The following is a 16,910-nucleotide window of genomic DNA, read 5'->3' as shown; positions in this document are numbered from 1 at the left end:
CGCCTCCCCCGCGCGGTGCGGGCGGGCGGGGAGGGGCTCCCGGTGGGGGACCGGGAGCCCGGGGTCAGGGGTGCTGGGGCGCGGCGGCCGTGGCCCGCGAGCGGTCCCGGAGGCGCTGCACGGTGAGGACCGGTCCGGCGTGCGCCCGGGCCGCGGTGGAGACGACGGTCTCCCGGCCCAGCCCGCGCAGCGCGCGGACCAGTGCCGCGCCGGCGTGCACGGCCCCCGGGTCCCACGGGCCGCGGGTCGCGCGGCTCGCGGCGACCCGGCGGAGGGCGTCGGCGTCGAAGAGGGCGGTCTGGCCGCCCAGCACGCGGGTGACGTCGTCCTGGTCGAGGGCGGCCGCGGCGAAGGCGGCGGGGCCGCCCCGCCGGGCGCGCAGGAGCAGGCGGGCCGCCGTCGTGGTGCCCAACCGCAGGTCCACGGCGTAGCGGGCGACCACGGCGCCGGGCCGGACGGTGCGGGTCAGCTCGGTCTCCAGCTGCTGCAGGCAGTCCGGGGCGAGCACGGTGTCGGCCGAGACGACGGCGACCAGGTCGTGGCCGGCCTGCCAGCGACGCCAGCCCTGGTCCAGGGCACCGGCGGTGCCGCCGGTGTTCTCCACGACCCGCATGACGGTGACCCCGTGGTGGCGGCGGGCGATCTCCTCCGTGCGGTCGGTGCAGCGGTCGGCGAGCAGCACCACCCGGTCGGGCACCCGGCTCTGGGTCAGCAGCGCCGACAGCGTGCGCCCGACGGTGGCCTCGTCGTCGTGGGCCGGGACGAGCACCAGCAGTCGGGCGGTGGGGCGCTGGGCCGGACGGTGCCGCACCCCGTGCAGGAGCCGGGTGACGGCCAGACGCGCGCCCCCGAGCCGCCGCGCCGCGCCGAGCGCCGGGGCCGCGGGCAGCACCGAGCCGGTCGTCGTCGGCCGTCGGGGGACGTCGAGGTCCTCGCTGGACACAGGTGGTGCTCCGTCCGGACGGCGTCGGTGGGCGTCACTGCAGGTGACTCAGCGACCGTAGGCAGCGCAGCGTGACGACGGCATCCCCTGACCGGGCGGTGCACGCCCCCGACCGGGTGACCCAGCCCTGGGGTGACGACGCTGGGTGACGCCGCCGGGGTCTGGGAGACTCGTCCCTGCAGGGCCTCTAGCTCAACTGGCAGAGCAGCGGACTTTTAATCCGCGGGTTGTGGGTTCGATCCCCACGGGGCCCACCGCGCGGGTGTCGCGCCCGTCAGCAGAACCGGAACGACTCCGGGACTGACACCACCGGGGGGTCTCGTCCGGCCACCGCTCAATTACGGACCCGCTGGGCCCGATGTACCGGACATGCGCTCGCCCCTGTCCCGGCCCGCGGCCCGCCGCGGGGTCCCGCTGGCGGTCCACCTGACCGCTCTCGTCCTGGTGCCCGTGCTCGGTCTGCTCGCCCTCGGCTGGGTGCTGGTGGCCGGCGCGGTGCACGACTCCCGGTCCGCCGCGGCGGCCGAGGAGTCCGTGCGCGCCGTCGCCCTGCTGGACACGGTCCGCAGCAGCATCGAGCAGGAGGTCATCCCGGTCCTGACCACCGCGGTGCTGGCCAGCCCCGAGACGCTGGCCGAACTGGGCCTCACGCCGGCCTTCGCCGCGATGGCCGGCCAGCAGGCCCAGGCCGCGGTCGAGACCACCCGCCAGGCCACCGACGACGCGCTCGACGCCGTCGCCGCGGACTCGCCGGCGGCCGGACCCGCCCGCCAGGCCGCAGCGGCCCTCGAGGCCCTGCGTGCGCCCGGCGCCGCCGGCACCGTCGTGTTCGCCGACGTGCTGGCCACCTACGAGGGCTACCTCCGGCTGTCCGACCAGCTCGGCGCCGACCAGCAGGACGCCGGCGCCGGTGCCGGCCGGCAGGACGTCTCCGCCGACACCCGTGCCGCCGTCGCCGACGTGGCCCTGGTCGCCCGCGCCTCCCAGGCCGCCAGCCGGGAGATCCCCCTCTTCCTGAGCACCATGACCGACCTGGACGAGCAGGTCGGTGAGGACACCTGGATCACCGCCCGCGCGGACTACCGCTCGGCGGCCCAGGCCCTCGCCGACCTCACCGACCCCGACCTGGCCGCCGCCTGGGCGGACACCGCGGCGCTGACCGCCGTCCGCGGCATCGACAACGCCTTGGAGAGCCAGCTGCTCCCGGGGGTCACCCCGCTCGTGGCGCTGCAGATGCTCACCCTGGTCACCCAGAACGCGGAGCGGTCGGTGGCCTTCGGCGCGCTGCTGGACACCGCCGTCGGCACCGCGGTGGACGCCGCCGGCGCCGACCGGGCCGCGGCCGACCGGGCCCGCGACACCACGCTGCAGGTCGGTGCGGCCCTGCTGGCCGTCTCGGCCGGTGCCCTGGTCTGGGTGGGCCGCTCGGTCTCCCGGTCGCTGGGCCGCCTGGCCGACCGCGCCCAGGAGGTCAGCCGCGGCTCGCTCGTCGACGTCGAGGTGTCCGGGCCCCGCGAGGTGCGGACCGTGTCGGCGGCCCTGCAGGCCAGCGTCGCCAGCCTGCGGCGCATCCAGGACCAGGCCGGGGCCGTCGCCGCCGGCGACCTGGACCACGCGCTGCTGGCCGAGCCGCTGCCCGGCCCGCTCGGCGAGGTCGTGCACGCCTCGGTCCAGCAGATCGTCACCTCGGTCCGGGAGCGGGAGGAGCTGCAGTCCGCGCTGGCCCACCAGGCCGCGCACGACCCGCTGACCGAGCTGCCCAACCGCGCCCAGGCCCGCCGGCTGCTCACCTCCGCCCTGCACCGGGCCCAGCGCTCGGGCGCCGCCATCGGCCTGCTGTTCGTCGACCTCGACGGGTTCAAGGCGGTCAACGACGGCTTCGGCCACGCGGCGGGCGACCACGTCCTGCGCACGGTCGCCGGCCGGCTGCACGACGGCGTCCGCTCCGGGGACGTCGTCTGCCGCCTCGGGGGCGACGAGTTCGTCGTCCTGCTCGAGCCCGTGGACGGCGAGGAGGCGCTGCTGGAACTGTCCGCCCGGCTGATCGAGGCGGTCTCCGCACCGATCACCGTGGGCGGGGCGACGATGGCGGTCGGCGCCAGCATCGGCGTCGCCGTGAGCCGGGACGCCGGGACCGACGGCGACGCGCTGCTCGCCCAGGCCGACGCCGCCGTCTACCGGGCCAAGGCCCACGGCCGGGGCCGCGCCGAGCTCTTCGACGAGGCGCTGCGGGCCCAGCTGGTCGAGCGTGCCGAGCTGCAGGCGGCCATCGCCGCCGGGCTGGCCGCGGGGGAGATGCGGCTGGACTACCAGCCCGTCTGCGACGTGGTCTCCGGTGCGCTGATCGGCTACGAGGCGCTCATCCGGTGGGACCGTCCCGGCCACGGTGTCGTCCAGCCCGATGCCTTCATCGCCGCCGCGGAGGCCTCCCGGTTGATCTGCCAGCTGGACCGGTGGGTGCTGCACGAGGCCACCCGCCAGCTCGCCGAGTGGCGCACCGGCACGGGCCCGGTCCGGCCGGGGGAGCCCACCGTGGCGGTCAACATCTCCGGGCGGCACCTGTCGGACTCCCGGGTGGTGACCGACGTGGTCGACGCGCTCACCGCCTCGGGCCTGCCGGCCGGGCTGCTGGTCGTGGAGATCACCGAGACCGTGCTGGTGGACGACCCGGCGGCCTACGCCCACCTGGCCGCCCTGCGGGACCTGGGCGTCGGCATCGCGATCGACGACTTCGGCACCGGCTACACCTCGATCGGGCAGCTGCGGCACATGCCGGTGGACACGGTGAAGATCGACCGCAGCTTCATCGCCAGCGACGAGCCCTCGCACCGCACCCTGGTCGCGCTGATGATCCAGTCCGCGCACGCCTTCGGTCTCACCGTCGTCGCCGAGGGCGTGGAGGACCCCGCCCAGCTGGCCCGCCTGCAGGCCGACTCCTGCGACCTGGCGCAGGGCTACCTGCTGGCCCGCCCGCTCGGGGTCCAGGCCGCCCACGCGATGCTGCTGGCCGGACGGCAGGGCACGACCATCGGCGTGTAGCCATCGACTTTCGATGGATGGTCATCGATGATCGCTGCATGACACCGACGACACCGCCGCCCCGCACCACGGACGTGCTGGTGGTGGGCGCGGGCCTGGCCGGCCTGCACGCCGCCACCGGACTGGCCCGCCTGGGCCACGACGTCCAGCTGGTCGACCGCCGGCCCTCGCTGGCCGGCGCCATCCGGACGACCGGGATCTTCGTCCGCAAGACCCTGGACGACTACGACCTGCCGGCCGACTGCCTGGGCCCGCCGATCCGCCGGGTGGTGCTCTACCCGCCCAGCACCCGCGGACCGGTCGAGCTGCTCAGCGACCGGGACGAGTACCGGGTCGGCGACATGGCCGGGCTGTACGCCGCCGCCGCCCGCGCCGCGGTCCGCGCCGGCGTCCGGCTCACCCTGGGCACCCGCTACGTCGGCCGGGACGACGCCGGGGTGCACCGGCTCGAGGGACCCGACGGCCCGGCCCGGGTGCGCGCCCGCTTCCTGGTCGGTGCCGACGGCGCCCGGTCCCGGGTGGCCCGGGAGCTGAGCCTGGACCGCAACGAGCGGCTGCTGGTGGGTGCCGAGGAGGTGTGGTCGCTGCCCGCCCGGGACGTCGTCCCGACGTTCCACTGCGTGCTGGACCCCCGGCTGGCCCCGGGTTACCTGGCCTGGGTCGTCGACGACGGCCGGCACGCCCACGTCGGCGTCGCCGGTCACGCCGAGCGCTTCCCCGACGGCATGCGCGGTGCCCTCACCCGCTTCTCGGCCACCGCACCGGGGCTGCCGCGGCACCGGTCGGGCGAGGTCGAGCGCCGGGGCGGCCCGATCCCGGTGGGCGGACTGCTGCGCCGGATCGGGTGCGCGGAGGGACTGCTGGTGGGCGACGCGGCCGGCGCGGTCTCCCCGCTCACCGCGGGCGGGCTGGACCCGTGCCTGCGGCTGTCCGACCACGCCGTCGCCGTGCTGGACGAGGCGCTGCGCACCGGGCGGTCGGAGCCGCTGCGCCACTACGACGGCGCCGCCCTGCGCCGGTCGTTCCGCGGCCGGCTGTCGATGCGGCGGGGGCTGTCGGCGCTGGGGTCACCGGCGCTGACCGAGCTCGCCTTCACCGCGCTGCGCACCCCACCGGGCCGGGCGGTGGCCCGGCGGGTGCTCTTCGGGGACCGCTCGTTCCCCGATGCCGTCAGCGGCGCACGCGCCGCCGGTCGACCAGCACGAACGCCAGCAGTGCCAGTGCGATGACCAGCATCACGACCTCGCCCCACGGCCAGATGCCGCCGGTGTCGCCCTGCAGCAGCCGGTAGCCGGCGTTCCCGGCGACCAGCGCCGGCACGGCCAGCCACCACACCGGGGACTTGCGCGCCGGGGGAGCGTCCTCGTCGGTGGTCCCGTCGGTGGCCGGGTCGGGGAGGTCCTCGGAGGCGGGCCTGCTGGGCTCGGTCATGGCCCCGACGGTAGTGCGCAGGCTGGACGGCGCGGTGCCGCGACCGACACGATCAGGCCCATGGAGCTCCTGCCCCCGATCCCCTACGCCGGCTGGGCCGACACCCTGGCCACCGTGCACCGCGTCTCCCAGCTGGTGGGCCGGGTGCGGTTGCTGGCCAGCCCGCGGCGCAACCACTGGTGGAACGTGCCCCTGCACGTCAGCGGCCGCGGCACCACGACCCGGCCGATGGGCCTGGACCCGACGTTCACCATCGACCTGGACCTCCTCGACCACAGGCTGGACGTCAGCACCGTCGAGGGACGCCGGGTGTCCTCCAGCCTGCTGGGCCGCTCGGTGGCCGACGTGCACGCCGACCTCACCCGGGCGCTGGCCGAGCTCGGCATCGACGTCGACGTCGCCGACGCGCGCCCCTTCGACCTGCCCGACGCCGCCCGCCCCTTCGCCGCCGACACCGAGCACGCCAGCTGGGACCCCGTCGCGGTCACCCGGTACTGGCAGGTGCTCAGCCAGGTCTCCCTGCTGCTGGAGGAGTTCGCCGGCGGGTTCTCCGGCAAGACCAGCCCGGTGCACCACTTCTGGCACACCTTCGACCTGGCCCTGACCCGCTTCTCCGACCGTGTCGTCGCCCAGCCCGACGCCGACCCGGTCACCCGGGAGGCCTACAGCCGGGAGGTCGTCAGTTCCGGCTTCTGGTTCGGCGACCCCAGCCACCCCGACCCGGCGTTCTACTCCTACACCGCACCCGAGCCCGCGGGCCTGGAGCAGGACCCGCTGCCCGAGGGCGCGACCTGGCTGGCCCGCGGCGGCAGCCACCTCGCGGTGCTGCCCTACGACGTCGCCCGGGCCGCCGACGACCCGCGTGCCGCGGTGCTGGCGTTCTACGAGGCGGCCTACACCGCGGGTGCGACCCGGGCCGGCTGGGACGTGCCCGGGCTGGCCTGTGCCGGCGGGGTCAGCGACCCGACCGGGCCCGCCAGCCCTCGATGAGGCTGCGCTCGCGGTCGGCCGTCAGCCCGGCGGCGAGGCCGTCCGCGAGCGCGTGGTCCCACGACCAGGCCAGGGTGTCCCGCGCGGTCTCCAGCACCGGGCGGAAGGACAGGCCGGCCGCGAGGGCGGCCGAGCTGTCCACCGCCTCCTGCGGGATCTGGTCCTCGGGGAACCACAGCGGCCGGCGCTCCTCGGGCAGGTCGGCGACCTGGTCGCGCAGCCAGTCCTCACCGACCCAGACCAGCTCGACGTCGCCGGGCTCGGCGCCGGCGGCCACCTGGCAGGCGTCCAGCACGTCCCCGAGGGTCTCGGTCCGGCCGGGGCCGACGGCGTTGTAGGTCCCGCTGCCGCCCCGGTCGAGCACCCGCACGGCCCAGTCGGCGACGTCGCGGGCGTCGCTGTACTGCACCGGCCGGCCGGGGTCGCCGGGCACCAGCACCGGCCCCTCCCGGGTGCCGGCGTGCGCCCGGGCCAGCCGCAGCGGCCAGTAGGAGAACCGGTCCGAGGGGTCCCGCGGGCCCACCATGATGCCGACGCGGGGCAGGAACACCGGGCCGTCGAAGGCCTCGTCGAGCACCTGCTCGGCGCCCAGCTTGGCCAGCGACCGCTCCTGCAGCGGGTCGTCGGCCGGCTCGGTGCCGGCCGCGCGGACCGGGGCGTCCTCGGCCGGGACGGCGGGGCCGGACGGGGCGTAGACGCTCATCCCGGACACGTAGCCGTAGACCCCGACGCGGCCCGAGAGCAGCTCGGCGGTCCGGCGCACGGCCGGCGTCCCCAGGTCGGTGTCGGTGTAGGTGTCCAGCACCGCGTCCCAGGTGCCGGTCTCCAGGGCGGACAGGTCGCCCTCCCGGTCGCCGGTGAGCGCGACGGCGCCCTCCACGACCGAGTCCCCGGAACGGCTGAGCACGGTCACCTCGTGGCCGTGGCCGAGGGCTGCCGTCACGGCGTGGTAGCCGAGGAACCCCCCGCCACCCAGGACCAGCAAGCGCACGGTGATTCCCCTCGTCGACGTCCCCGGCGCCTACCCGGCCTCGGGAGGTCGAACCGCGCGCGTCAGCCCAGGACGGCGGAGACCCGGTCGGCGGCGGTGACCACCGCGGCGCCCACGACGGTGTCGTCGACGGTCTGGTCGACGAAGATCACCGCGAGTGCGCCGGCGGTCGAGCCGTCGGGGTGCCGCACGGGCGCGGCGACCGCCCGCATCCCGGGGATCACCTCGCCCAGCGACGACGCGAAGCCGCGGCGCCGGGCCTCCACCAGCTCGGGCCGGTCACCGGGCGCGGGCTCCTCGGGCACGAGCAGCGCCAGCCCGGTCGCCCCGAGCTCCACCGGGTGCCGGTTGCCGGGCCGGAAGGCCACGTGCGCCGGGCTGTCCCGGGGTTCGACGGCGTTCACCGTCACCGCCTCGGCGCCGTCCCGGACGACGAGGAACGCGGTCATGCCCAGCTCCTGGACCAGCCGGGCGAGCTCGGGGGTCGACGCGGCCTGCAGGGTGCGCCGGACCGAGCGGGACAGGCCGACGACGCCCAGCCCGACCCCGTAGCCGCCGTCGGCGTCGCGCTCGACGAGCCGGTGGGCCTCCAGGGTGCGCAGCAAGCGGTAGGCGATCGACCGGTGCACCCCCACGGCGGCGGCGACGGTCGCGATCGTCTGCGGCTCCCGGGTCGCCGCCAGGTGCTCGAGCACCCGGATCCCCCGGTCCAGCGTCTGGGACGCCGGCACCCCGCTCTCCTCGACCACCTGTCTCCCTCCGCGCACAGCCCGTCCGGAGATCGAACCACCCGCACGGCCCGACAGGGGTGACCGGCATCACGGTGAGCCGTTGCACAGCGAGCAACGTTGCACACTGTGCAGCGAAGGAGTCTGATGTCCTCCGTGACGACGACGGGGCTGCGCGAGCGCAAGAAGGCCGACACCCGGGCCGCCCTGGCCGCCGCGGTGCTGCGCCTGTCGGTCGAGCGCGGCTTCGACCACGTGACCGTCGAGGACGTCACCACCGCCGCGGACGTCTCCTACCGGACGTTCTTCAACCACTTCGCCTCCAAGGAGGAGGCCCTGCTGCAGCCCGACGGCGCCGGCCGTCCCGGGCTGGCCGCACGGCTGGCCGAGGTGGACCCGGCCCTGCCGGTGCTCGAGGCGGTCCGGGTGGCCCTGCGGGTCGAGCTCGAGCGCTTCGAGGCCGACGCCCACACCTGGCGCGCCCGGTTCGCCGTCATCGCGGCCACCCCGGCGCTGCTGCCCCGCCTGGTCGAGCTGTCGGCCACCGACGAGCGCTCGGTGGCCGCCGCCGTCGCCGCCCGCACCGGCACCGACCCGGCCACCGACCTGTACCCCGGCCTCGTCGCCGCCGTGCTGAGCGCCGTCTCCCGGGTCGCCGTCATGCGCTGGCACGCCACCACCGACGTCCCGCTGGCGGTCGTGCTGGACGAGGCGCTGGACGCCGTGGCCGCCGGCCTGCCCACCCCTTGACCCCGACCCCGCACACCCGAGAACCAGAGAAGGAAGGCACCACACCGTGACCACCACCCAGGACCCCGCCGCGGGGACCGCGGTCAGCACCCGGGCGGTGATGGACCGGCGCCAGGTGCTGCAGGCCCTGTCCGGCCTGATGATGGGCGTCTTCGTGGCGATCCTCGCCGGGACCGTCGTGTCCAACGCGCTGCCCACGATCATCAGCGACCTCGGCGGCAGCCAGTCCGTCTACACCTGGGTGGTCACCGCCGAGCTGCTGGCGATGACGACGACCGTCCCGCTGTGGGGCAAGCTCGCCGACCTGTTCAGCCAGAAGCTGCTGGTGCAGTCCTCGCTGGGCCTGTTCGTCGTCGGCTCGCTGGCCTCCGGGTTCGCCCAGGACACCACCATGCTCATCGCCGCCCGCGTGGTGCAGGGCATCGGCGCCGGCGGCCTGACCGCGCTGGTGCAGATCGTGATGGCCGCGATGATCCCGCCGCGCGAGCTGGGCCGGTACGCCGGCATCTTCGGTGCCGTCTTCGCCGTGGGCACCGTCGCAGGGCCGCTGATCGGCGGCGTGCTGGTCGACACCTCGTGGCTGGGCTGGCGCTGGTGCTTCTTCATCGGCGTGCCGTTCGCGCTGCTGGCCATCGTGCTGCTGCAGAAGACGCTCAAGCTCACCCAGGTCAAGCGGACCGGGGCCCGGGTGGACTGGTCCGGCGCCCTGCTGATCACCGCCGGCGTCTCCATGCTGCTGATCTGGGTGACCCTGGCCGGCAACAGCTACGAGTGGGTCTCCGCGCCCAGCGCGCTGCTGGTGCTGGGCGGCCTCGCCGTCCTCGGCCTGGCCGTGTGGGTGGAGTCCCGGGTCGCCGACCCGGTCGTGCCGTTGACGATCTTCCGCAACCGCACCGTCGCAATGACCGTCGTCGCCAGCGCCCTGGTCGGCATCGCGCTCTTCGGCGGGACGGTGTTCCTGAGCCAGTACTTCCAGGTGTCGCTGGGCTACTCGCCGACCGCCGCCGGGCTGCTGTCGCTGCCGATGATCGCCGGCCTGCTGGTGTCCTCCACCGTCGCCGGCCAGCTGATCACCCGCACCGGGCTCTGGAAGCGCTACCTGGTCACCGGCGCCGCGCTGATGACAGTCGGGTTCGGCCTGCTGGCCACCATCGGCGCGGACACCTCGATCGTCCTCATCGGGGTCTACATGCTGGTCATGGGAACCGGCGTCGGCATGCTCATGCAGAACCTGGTGCTCGCCGCGCAGAACGACGTCCCGGCCGCGCAGCTGGGCTCGGCCACCTCGGTGCTGTCCTTCTTCCGCAGCCTGGGCGGCACCATCGGGGTCAGCGTGCTCGGTGCGGTCCTCGCCGCCCGGGTCAGCTCCGACCTGGGCGCCCTCGGTGGCGGCGGGTCCGGCGAGGCCGCCGTCCCCGACGTCTCGACGCTGCCGCCCGAGGTGCAGACGGTCGTGCAGACCGCCTACGGCGACGCCACCGCCGAGCTGTTCCTCATCGCCACCCCGCTGGCCGCCCTCGCCCTGCTGGTCGTGCTCTTCGTCAAGGAGAAGCCGCTGAAGACCACCACCGGCGCGCAGCGGCTGGAGGAGGAGCGCGCCGCCTCTTGAGCGGCCGCCCCCCGGCGGGCGTGGTCTGATCACGGGGGTCCGGCAGAGTCGCCGGGCCCCCGTGCCACGTCTGAGGAGATGCATGTCCGAGGTCCTGCTCGAGGTGGCCGACGGCGTCGCCGTCGTCACGCTGAACGCCCCCGACCGCCGCAATGCGCTCACCCCGGCCATGGCCGCCGAGCTGATCGCCGTGTTCGACGAGGTCGACGGCCGCAGCGACGTCGGCGCGCTGGTGCTCACCGCGGTCGGGAAGAGCTTCTGCGCCGGCGGTGACGTGCAGACCCTGCTGGACGCCGGCAAGGACCCCGCCGCCCCCGACGCCTACGCCGGCATGGGCGCCATTTACGACTCGTTCTACCGGCTGGGCCAGGTCCAGGTGCCCACCATCGCCGCCGTCCGCGGCTCGGCCGTGGGCGCCGGGATGAACATGCTCCTGGCCGCCGACCTGCGGATCGTGGCCACCGACGCCCGGCTGCTGTGCGGCTTCCTCAAGCGCGGCCTGCACCCCGGCGGCGGGCACTTCGTCATCCTGTCCCGGCTGATCGGCCGGGAGGCCGCCGCGGCCATGGCGCTGTTCGGAGAGGAGGTCAGCGGCGCCCGCGCCGCCGAGCTCGGGATGGCCTGGGCCGCCGTCGACCCCGAGGACGTCGAGCCCCGCGCCCGCGAGCTGGCCGCCCGGGTCGCCGCCGACCCCGAGCTCGCCCGGGTCGCGGTGGGCAACTTCCGCAAGGAGACCGGCCCGCCGCACGTCAGCTGGGAGGTCGCCACCCAGTTCGAGCGGCCGGCCCAGATGTGGTCGATGCGCCGCTCCGCCGGCTGAACCGGCTCGCCGGGGTCGCCCACGCCCTGCTCGTCACCCTCGCCGCGGTCGGGCTGGCCCTCGCGCTGCCGGCCCGGCCGGGGGAGGGCGGGGCCGCCCACCAGCTGCTGCTGGGGTCCGGGATCGCGGCACTGGTCTGGTCCTACGCCGGCCTGGTGCTCGGGCTGGTCGCCGGGTCCCGCCGTCCGGCCGTGCCGGGACGACGGACCACCCTGGTCGCGGTGCACCGCCAGCTCAGCCTGGCCGTCCTGGCGCTGACGCTGGTGCACGCAGTCGCGTCGGTGGTGGGCCTGCGCGGCGGGTCGTGGCTGGTGTCCTTCGTGCCGCAGACCGCCGAGGTCGGCCGGCTGGGCTGGTCGGCCGGCATCCTGGCGTTCTACCTCGCCGTCCTGCTGGGCCCCAGCTGGTACCTGCGGTCCCGGGTGCCGCGGCGGGCCTGGCTGCTGGCCCACCAGGCCGCCGCACTGACCTACGTGCTGGGCCTGTTCCACGCCCTGGCCCTGGGCGGTGACCTGCGTGCCGAGGGCTGGGTGCGCACCGCCGTGTGGGTGGCCCAGCTGCCGCTCTTCGCGCTCTTCGCCGTCCGGCTGCTGGCGCCGCACCGGCGGGTGGAGTCCCCGCTGGCCCGGCAGACCACCCCACGCCAGCGGGCACTGCGGGACGCCGCCGTGCTGGGCGTGCTGACGGCGTCCCTCGCGCTGCTGCTCGTCGTCCTGCTGGCGGTGCAGCCGGGCCTGGCGGGCTGAGCGGCCTCAGGTCGTCTTCTGCTCCTTGGGCTCGGCGCGGGCGTCGAGCTGGATCTCCTTGTCCGCGCGCGGCACGCCCTCGCGCATCTCGATGGTCCGCTCGCGCTCGGCGTCCAGCTCCAGGCCGACCAGCAGCACCAGGTTGGTGATCCACAGCCAGACCAGGAAGACCACGACGCCGGCCAGCGCGCCGTAGGTCTTGTTGTAGCTGCCGAAGTTGGCCACGTAGAAGGCGAACAGCGCCGAGGCGACGATCCACACGACCAGCGCGAAGGCGGCGCCGGGGGACACCCAGCGGAACCCGCGCAGCCGGACGTTGGGCGTCAGGTAGTACAGGATCGCGATCATGATCGCGACGATCACCACCATCACCGGCCACTTGGCGATGTCCCAGACGGTGGTCGCGGTGCTGCCCAGGCCAAGGGCGTTGCCGATGGCGTCGGTGAGCGGCCCGGTGGCCACCACCGACAGGGCGATGAGCACCACGAAGAGGATGCCGATCAGGGTGACCAGCAGCTGCAGCGGCTTGAGGACGTAGAACTTGCGCCCCTCGGGGGTCTCCCAGATGACGTTGGCCGCCCGGGTGAACGCCCCGACGTAGCCCGACGCCGACCACAGCGCACCGGCCAGGCCGACGACCAGGCCGATGCCGGCGGTGGAGGTGCTGCCGGCGACCTGCTCGATGACGCCGCTGAAGGTGTCCGCCGCCGTCCCCGGCGCCACCTGGTCCAGGACCTGGGTCAGCGCGTCGGTGACCTGCTGCGGGTCGAACACGAGGCCGACGATCGAGACCAGCGCGATGAGCGCCGGGAACATGGCCAGCACGAAGTAGTAGGTGAGCGAGGCGGCCCAGTCAGTGAGGTTGTCCTCGCTGACCTCGCTGACGAGCCGCTTGAACGTCCCGCCCGTGGTGGCCTTCCCGCCCGCGCCGCGGGGCGCGTGGTCGGCCCGTCCGCCGTCGCTGATGCGGTCGTCCTGCGGGACGGTGTCCCGGTGCTCGGGGGTGCTGCTGGTGCTGCTGGACATCGTGGCTCCCGGCGTCGCCGCGGGACGGTGGTCTCCCGTCCGGCGGTGCATGCCCGCCGCGCGGCCGTCCAACCCCTCAGCGGATGCCGGACACCGGCGACCACTCGCCCGCGCACGCGGTGGCCTGCTCGACCTCGGCCAGCTCGTCGGGACGCCGTCCGCCCCGGCGGCGCTCGCCGAGGATGCCCCAGGTGGCGACCGCGGCCGTGACCAGCGCACTGCCCGCACCCAGCAGGGCGACGATCGTGAACGACCCGCTGCTGGGCAGCCCCGTCGCGTCGGCGGACCCGGCGACGACGGTGATGATCAGCGCGCTGGCCAGCGCACTGCCGACCGACCGGGTGATCGAGTTGACCCCGTTGGCGACGCCGGTCTCCGCCGGCTCCACCGCCTGCACGACCAGTGCCGGCAGCGCGGCGAAGGCCACGGTGACGGCGAGCTGGGTGAGCAGGCCGACGACGACCACCACCCAGGGCTCCGACCGGGCGACGGCGAACAGCACGAACCCGACCAGCCCGGACGCCGCCCCGATGAGCAGCGTCGTCTGCCCGCCGATCCGGGCCACCACCTGGCCGGCGAAGGGCGCCAGCACCACCCCGGCGATGCCGCCGGGGAGCAGGTAGACCACGGCGGCCTCCAGCGTGCTGGCGCCGAACCCGTAGCCGGCCGCCGCCGGCACCTGCACGAACTGGGTGACGGCGAGGAAGGAGGCGAAGAGCCCGAAGCCGGTCATCAGGCCGGCGGTGTTGGGGACCAGCATCCGGCGGTCGGCCAGCAGGCCGGGCCGGACCAGCGGGTGGGTCCGACCGCGCAGCAGGAAGACCCAGCCGGTCAGCACCACCACCGCGCCGACCAGGCAGCCGACGGTCTTCACGTCGCCCCAGCCCCAGGTGTGCCCCTGGGACAGCGGCAGGAGCAGCAGGACCAGCCCGACGCCCAGCACCAGTGCGCCCCACCAGTCCACGCCCCCGGTCGCACTGGCCGCCCGCGCGGGCAGCACCCACCAGGCCAGTGCGAACGCGGCCACCGAGATGCCCAGGCCCAGCCAGAACGGGTGGTGGTAGTCCCCGCCCTCCGACGTCAGCAGGCCGGTGACGACCAGGCCGATCACCCCGCCGACGGCCAGCGTGCTGGACACGATCGACATCGCCACGGTCAGCCGCCCCGCGGGCAGCTCCCGGCGCAGGATCGAGATCGACAACGGGAACAGCCCGTAGGAGGCGCCCTGCAGCACCCGGGCCACGAGCAGCAGCGGCAGCGACGTCGTCAGGACGGCGAGCAGCGTGCCCGCGGTGATGACCGCGAGGACGCCGAGCACCACCCGACGCTCACCGAGGGTGTCCCCGAGCCGGCCGATGACCGGGGTGAGGACGGCGGCCGCGAGCAGGTTCGCCGTCAGCACCCAGCCGGCCGCCCCGGCGTCGACGCCGAGCTGCTCGGCGATCACCGGCAGCATCGGGACGACGAGGGACTGCAGCAGCGAGAGCGTGGTGACGCCGAGGGCCAGCGTGAAGACCAGCAGCCCGACGGCAGGGGTGCGGGTGCGCACGGGACCTCCAGGGTTCGACGAGCGGGTGGTTGCACCACTCACCCGTCATGACACCACGGCCGGGTGACCGCGCGGGGCCCCCTCGTTGGGAGCGGCGTCACACGGTGTTCACCGGACTTCCCTCGATCAGGGTGGTTCGACTGCCGAAGACGGGGGCAACAACGTCTGTGACGAAGTGCTGCCGGCGGTGCCGGGAGCTGTTGGACGACTCTGGGAGACGAACCCGATGGTGCTGTGGCCGGCCGTGACCCTGGTGGGGTTCCTGCTGTTGACCGCCCTCGTGATCGCGATGGGGACCCACTCGACGGCGCGCTACGAGCAGGAGAAGCGGGCGGCTGCCGCCCCCCGCTCCCGGCACGCGGCCCCCGAGCAGGCCCGCGCCACCGCGAACGCCTAGAGCCTCCGGGCCCCGGGGCTCAGAACCAGCCGGGCTGCGCGTCCAGCGTCGTCCGGTCCAGGCTGGCCAGCAGGTCCAGCTGCGGTCCGGTCCGGGGCAGCTCGTAGCGCTGGAAGTACCGGGCCGCGGCCCGCTTGCCCTCGTAGAACTCCCCGGTGCTCGCGCCCACGGCCAGCACCTGCTCCAGCCAGAGCCAGGCGACGACGACGTGGCCGACCGCCTCCAGGTAGACCGTGGCGTTGGCCAGCGTGACGTCGGGGTCGCCGGCCGACCACAGGGTCGCCGTCACCTCGGCGACCCGGGCCACCGCGGTGTCGACCTCCGTGGCGAACGAGGCCCACTCGGTGCCGGCCGCCCGGGCCGTCGTCGCCGCGATCGTCTCGGCCAGCACCCGCAGCCCCTCGCCGCCGCCGGCCACGACCTTGCGGCCCAGCAGGTCCAGCCCCTGGATGCCCACGGTGCCCTCGTGGATCGGGTTGAGCCGGTTGTCCCGGTAGAACTGCTCGACCGGGAAGTCCCGGGTGTAGCCGTAGCCGCCGTGCACCTGGATCGCCAGGTCGTTGGCGGCGAGGCCCCACTGGGAGGGCCAGCTCTTCGCGATCGGCGTCAGCACCTCCAGCAGGGTGTGCGCCCGGGCCCGCTCGGCGTCGGTCTCCGCGGTCTCCTCCTCGTCGACCAGCAGCGCGCAGTACAGGCCCAGCGCCAGTCCGCCCTCGACGTAGCTCTTGGCGGCCAGCAGCATCCGCCGGACGTCGCTGTGCTCGATGATCGGGACCGGGGGAGCGGCCGGGTCCTTCCCGGCGGGCGGGCGCCCCTGTGTCCTGGTCTTGGCGTACTCCACCGCGTGCAGGTAGCCGGTGTAGCCCAGCGCCGTCGCGCCCAGCCCGACCCCGACCCGGGCCTCGTTCATCATGTGGAACATCGCCGCCAGGCCGCGGTTCTCCTGGCCCACCAGCCAGCCCACCGCGCCGGGCCGCCCGCCCGGGGTGTGCACGCCCTCGCCGAAGGACAGCAGGGCGTTCGTCGTCCCGCGGTAGCCCATCTTGTGGTTCAGCCCGGCGAGCACGACGTCGTTGCGCTCCCCGATGCCGTCGCCCTCGGGCAGGGACTTGGGGACGACGAAGAGCGAGATGCCCTTCACCCCGGCCGGACCGCCCGGGACCTTGGCCAGCACCAGGTGCACGATGTTCTCGCTGAGCTCGTGGTCCCCGCCGGAGATCCACATCTTGGTGCCGGTCAGCCGGTACGAGCCGTCGTCCTGGAGCACGGCCTTCGTGGTGATGTCGGCCAGCGAGGAACCGGCTTGCGGCTCGGACAGCGCCATCGTGCCGAACCAGCGGCCCTCGGCCATCGGCCGGACGTAGGTCTCGATCTGCTCCGGGCTGCCGTGCGCGATCAGCAGGTGCGCGTTGGCCACGGTGAGGAACGGGTAGGCCGAGCTGCCGATGTTGGCGGCCTGGAACCACGTCGTCATCGCCTTGCTGACCACCTGGGGCAGCTGCATGCCGCCGAGAGACTCCGGCAGCGTGCCCGCGGTCAGCCCGGCCTCGCCGAACACCTTGAGGGCAGCGGCCACCTCGGGGACCAGCACCACCTTGCCGTCCACGACGTGCGGCTCGTTCTCGTCGGCCGTGCGGTTGTGCGGGGCGAAGTGCTCGGTGGCGATCTGGGCGGCCAGGTCGATCACCGCGTCGAAGGTGTCCCGGTCGTGCGCGGCGAACCGCTCGCGCTCGGTCAGGGTCTCCACCTGCAGCCACTCGTGCAGCAGGAAGTCCAGGTCACGGCGGGACAGGACCAACGACGAGCGCACGGGCTCCTCCAGACGACGGTGTCAGCGGTGCCCCGAGGTTAGGCCGGTGTCCCCGGCCCCCGCTCGTGCCCCGCCCACCGC

15 protein-coding genes and 1 tRNA gene are annotated in these 16,910 nt (G+C 75.0%); 9 read left to right on the top strand and 7 right to left on the bottom strand.

The window, feature by feature from the left end:
- Window positions 1-64 precede the first annotated feature (64 nt).
- Entirely contained in the window at window positions 65-943 is an 879-nt protein-coding gene (locus AC0IVP_RS20755; RefSeq protein ID WP_056289654.1) for a glycosyltransferase family 2 protein, read from the bottom strand.
- Window positions 944-1,124: 181 nt separating this feature from the next.
- On the opposite strand from AC0IVP_RS20755, the gene AC0IVP_RS20750 reads away from it, so the two are divergent.
- From AC0IVP_RS20750 to AC0IVP_RS20740, 3 genes are all read left to right on the top strand, one after another.
- Window positions 1,125-1,197: transfer RNA gene (locus AC0IVP_RS20750), tRNA-Lys, on the top strand.
- 115 nt (window positions 1,198-1,312) lie between these two features.
- Window positions 1,313-3,982, top strand: a complete 2,670-nt coding sequence (locus tag AC0IVP_RS20745) for a putative bifunctional diguanylate cyclase/phosphodiesterase (protein ID WP_471759065.1) — start codon at window positions 1,313-1,315, stop codon at window positions 3,980-3,982.
- A gap of 38 nt (window positions 3,983-4,020) precedes the next feature.
- Entirely contained in the window at window positions 4,021-5,211 is a 1,191-nt protein-coding gene (locus tag AC0IVP_RS20740) for an FAD-dependent oxidoreductase (protein ID WP_471759063.1), read from the top strand.
- Here the strand turns inward: AC0IVP_RS20740 and AC0IVP_RS20735 are convergent.
- Window positions 5,153-5,413 (bottom strand): hypothetical protein, encoded by a 261-nt coding sequence (locus AC0IVP_RS20735; protein ID WP_471759061.1) that lies wholly within the window; start codon window positions 5,411-5,413, stop codon window positions 5,153-5,155. The two genes, AC0IVP_RS20740 and AC0IVP_RS20735, sit on opposite strands and share 59 nt — an antisense overlap.
- A 60-nt stretch (window positions 5,414-5,473) precedes the next feature.
- Between AC0IVP_RS20735 and AC0IVP_RS20730 the strand changes: the two genes are divergently transcribed.
- Window positions 5,474-6,403, top strand: coding sequence for a DUF5996 family protein (locus tag AC0IVP_RS20730; protein ID WP_056289643.1), 930 nt, complete (start codon window positions 5,474-5,476; stop codon window positions 6,401-6,403).
- Here AC0IVP_RS20730 and AC0IVP_RS20725 read toward each other — a convergent pair.
- Together AC0IVP_RS20725 and AC0IVP_RS20720 are read right to left on the bottom strand one after the other, a co-directional pair.
- On the bottom strand, window positions 6,369-7,394 hold the full coding sequence (locus AC0IVP_RS20725; protein WP_471759059.1) for a Rossmann-fold NAD(P)-binding domain-containing protein: 1,026 nt from the start codon (window positions 7,392-7,394) through the stop codon (window positions 6,369-6,371). The genes AC0IVP_RS20730 and AC0IVP_RS20725 overlap by 35 nt on opposite strands.
- A gap of 62 nt (window positions 7,395-7,456) precedes the next feature.
- Entirely contained in the window at window positions 7,457-8,125 is a 669-nt protein-coding gene (locus tag AC0IVP_RS20720; protein WP_235564426.1) for an IclR family transcriptional regulator, read from the bottom strand.
- 144 nt (window positions 8,126-8,269) lie between these two features.
- Here AC0IVP_RS20720 and AC0IVP_RS20715 point away from each other — a divergent pair, with 144 nt between their 5' ends.
- The 4 genes from AC0IVP_RS20715 to AC0IVP_RS20700 all read left to right on the top strand — a co-directional run bounded on the left by AC0IVP_RS20715 (window position 8,270) and on the right by AC0IVP_RS20700 (window position 12,047).
- Window positions 8,270-8,872: an acyl-CoA-like ligand-binding transcription factor gene (locus tag AC0IVP_RS20715; protein WP_471759057.1), complete on the top strand. Its 603-nt coding sequence runs from the start codon at window positions 8,270-8,272 to the stop codon at window positions 8,870-8,872.
- Window positions 8,873-8,918: 46 nt separating this feature from the next.
- Entirely contained in the window at window positions 8,919-10,481 is a 1,563-nt protein-coding gene (locus AC0IVP_RS20710) for an MDR family MFS transporter (protein ID WP_471759055.1), read from the top strand.
- Window positions 10,482-10,563: 82 nt separating this feature from the next.
- Window positions 10,564-11,301 carry an enoyl-CoA hydratase/isomerase family protein gene (locus AC0IVP_RS20705; RefSeq protein ID WP_471759053.1) on the top strand — a complete coding sequence of 246 codons (738 nt, stop codon included), beginning with the start codon at window positions 10,564-10,566 and terminating at the stop codon, window positions 11,299-11,301.
- Window positions 11,274-12,047: a ferric reductase-like transmembrane domain-containing protein gene (locus AC0IVP_RS20700; RefSeq protein WP_056289628.1), complete on the top strand. Its 774-nt coding sequence runs from the start codon at window positions 11,274-11,276 to the stop codon at window positions 12,045-12,047. The genes AC0IVP_RS20705 and AC0IVP_RS20700 overlap by 28 nt, the downstream gene beginning before the upstream one ends.
- 6 nt (window positions 12,048-12,053) lie before the next feature.
- Here the strand turns inward: AC0IVP_RS20700 and AC0IVP_RS20695 are convergent, their stop codons facing one another.
- Both AC0IVP_RS20695 and AC0IVP_RS20690 read right to left on the bottom strand, forming a co-directional pair.
- Entirely contained in the window at window positions 12,054-13,073 is a 1,020-nt protein-coding gene (locus tag AC0IVP_RS20695) for a YihY/virulence factor BrkB family protein (RefSeq protein ID WP_471759051.1), read from the bottom strand.
- Window positions 13,074-13,149: 76 nt separating this feature from the next.
- Window positions 13,150-14,622: an MFS transporter gene (locus AC0IVP_RS20690; protein ID WP_157518923.1), complete on the bottom strand. Its 1,473-nt coding sequence runs from the start codon at window positions 14,620-14,622 to the stop codon at window positions 13,150-13,152.
- Window positions 14,623-14,848: 226 nt separating this feature from the next.
- On the opposite strand from AC0IVP_RS20690, the gene AC0IVP_RS20685 reads away from it, so the two are divergent.
- A complete protein-coding gene (locus AC0IVP_RS20685) occupies window positions 14,849-15,019 on the top strand; it encodes a hypothetical protein (RefSeq protein WP_200938684.1) in 171 nt (56 codons plus the stop codon).
- Between the two features lie 19 nt (window positions 15,020-15,038).
- On the opposite strand, the gene AC0IVP_RS20680 is transcribed toward AC0IVP_RS20685, so the two are convergent.
- Entirely contained in the window at window positions 15,039-16,829 is a 1,791-nt protein-coding gene (locus tag AC0IVP_RS20680) for an acyl-CoA dehydrogenase (protein ID WP_471759049.1), read from the bottom strand.
- Window positions 16,830-16,910 lie beyond the last annotated feature (81 nt).

Source organism: Klenkia sp. AC732, from assembly GCF_979256525.1.
The sequence above is the reverse complement of the archived record's forward strand: the minus strand, read 5'-3'. Positions and strand labels throughout refer to the sequence as shown.

Excerpts from the sequence above, each read along its gene's own strand:
- AC0IVP_RS20745 (WP_471759065.1), top strand. The coding sequence starts at position 1,313 with ATGCGCTCGCCCCTGTCCCGGCCCGCGGCCCGCCGCGGGGTCCCGCTG.
- AC0IVP_RS20740 (WP_471759063.1), top strand. The coding sequence starts at position 4,021 with ATGACACCGACGACACCGCCGCCCCGCACCACGGACGTGCTGGTGGTG.
- AC0IVP_RS20735 (WP_471759061.1), bottom strand. The coding sequence starts at position 5,413 with ATGACCGAGCCCAGCAGGCCCGCCTCCGAGGACCTCCCCGACCCGGCC.
- AC0IVP_RS20730 (WP_056289643.1), top strand. The coding sequence starts at position 5,474 with ATGGAGCTCCTGCCCCCGATCCCCTACGCCGGCTGGGCCGACACCCTG.
- AC0IVP_RS20715 (WP_471759057.1), top strand. The coding sequence starts at position 8,270 with ATGTCCTCCGTGACGACGACGGGGCTGCGCGAGCGCAAGAAGGCCGAC.
- AC0IVP_RS20705 (WP_471759053.1), top strand. The coding sequence starts at position 10,564 with ATGTCCGAGGTCCTGCTCGAGGTGGCCGACGGCGTCGCCGTCGTCACG.
- AC0IVP_RS20695 (WP_471759051.1), bottom strand. The coding sequence starts at position 13,073 with ATGTCCAGCAGCACCAGCAGCACCCCCGAGCACCGGGACACCGTCCCG.
- AC0IVP_RS20685 (WP_200938684.1), top strand. The coding sequence starts at position 14,849 with ATGGTGCTGTGGCCGGCCGTGACCCTGGTGGGGTTCCTGCTGTTGACC.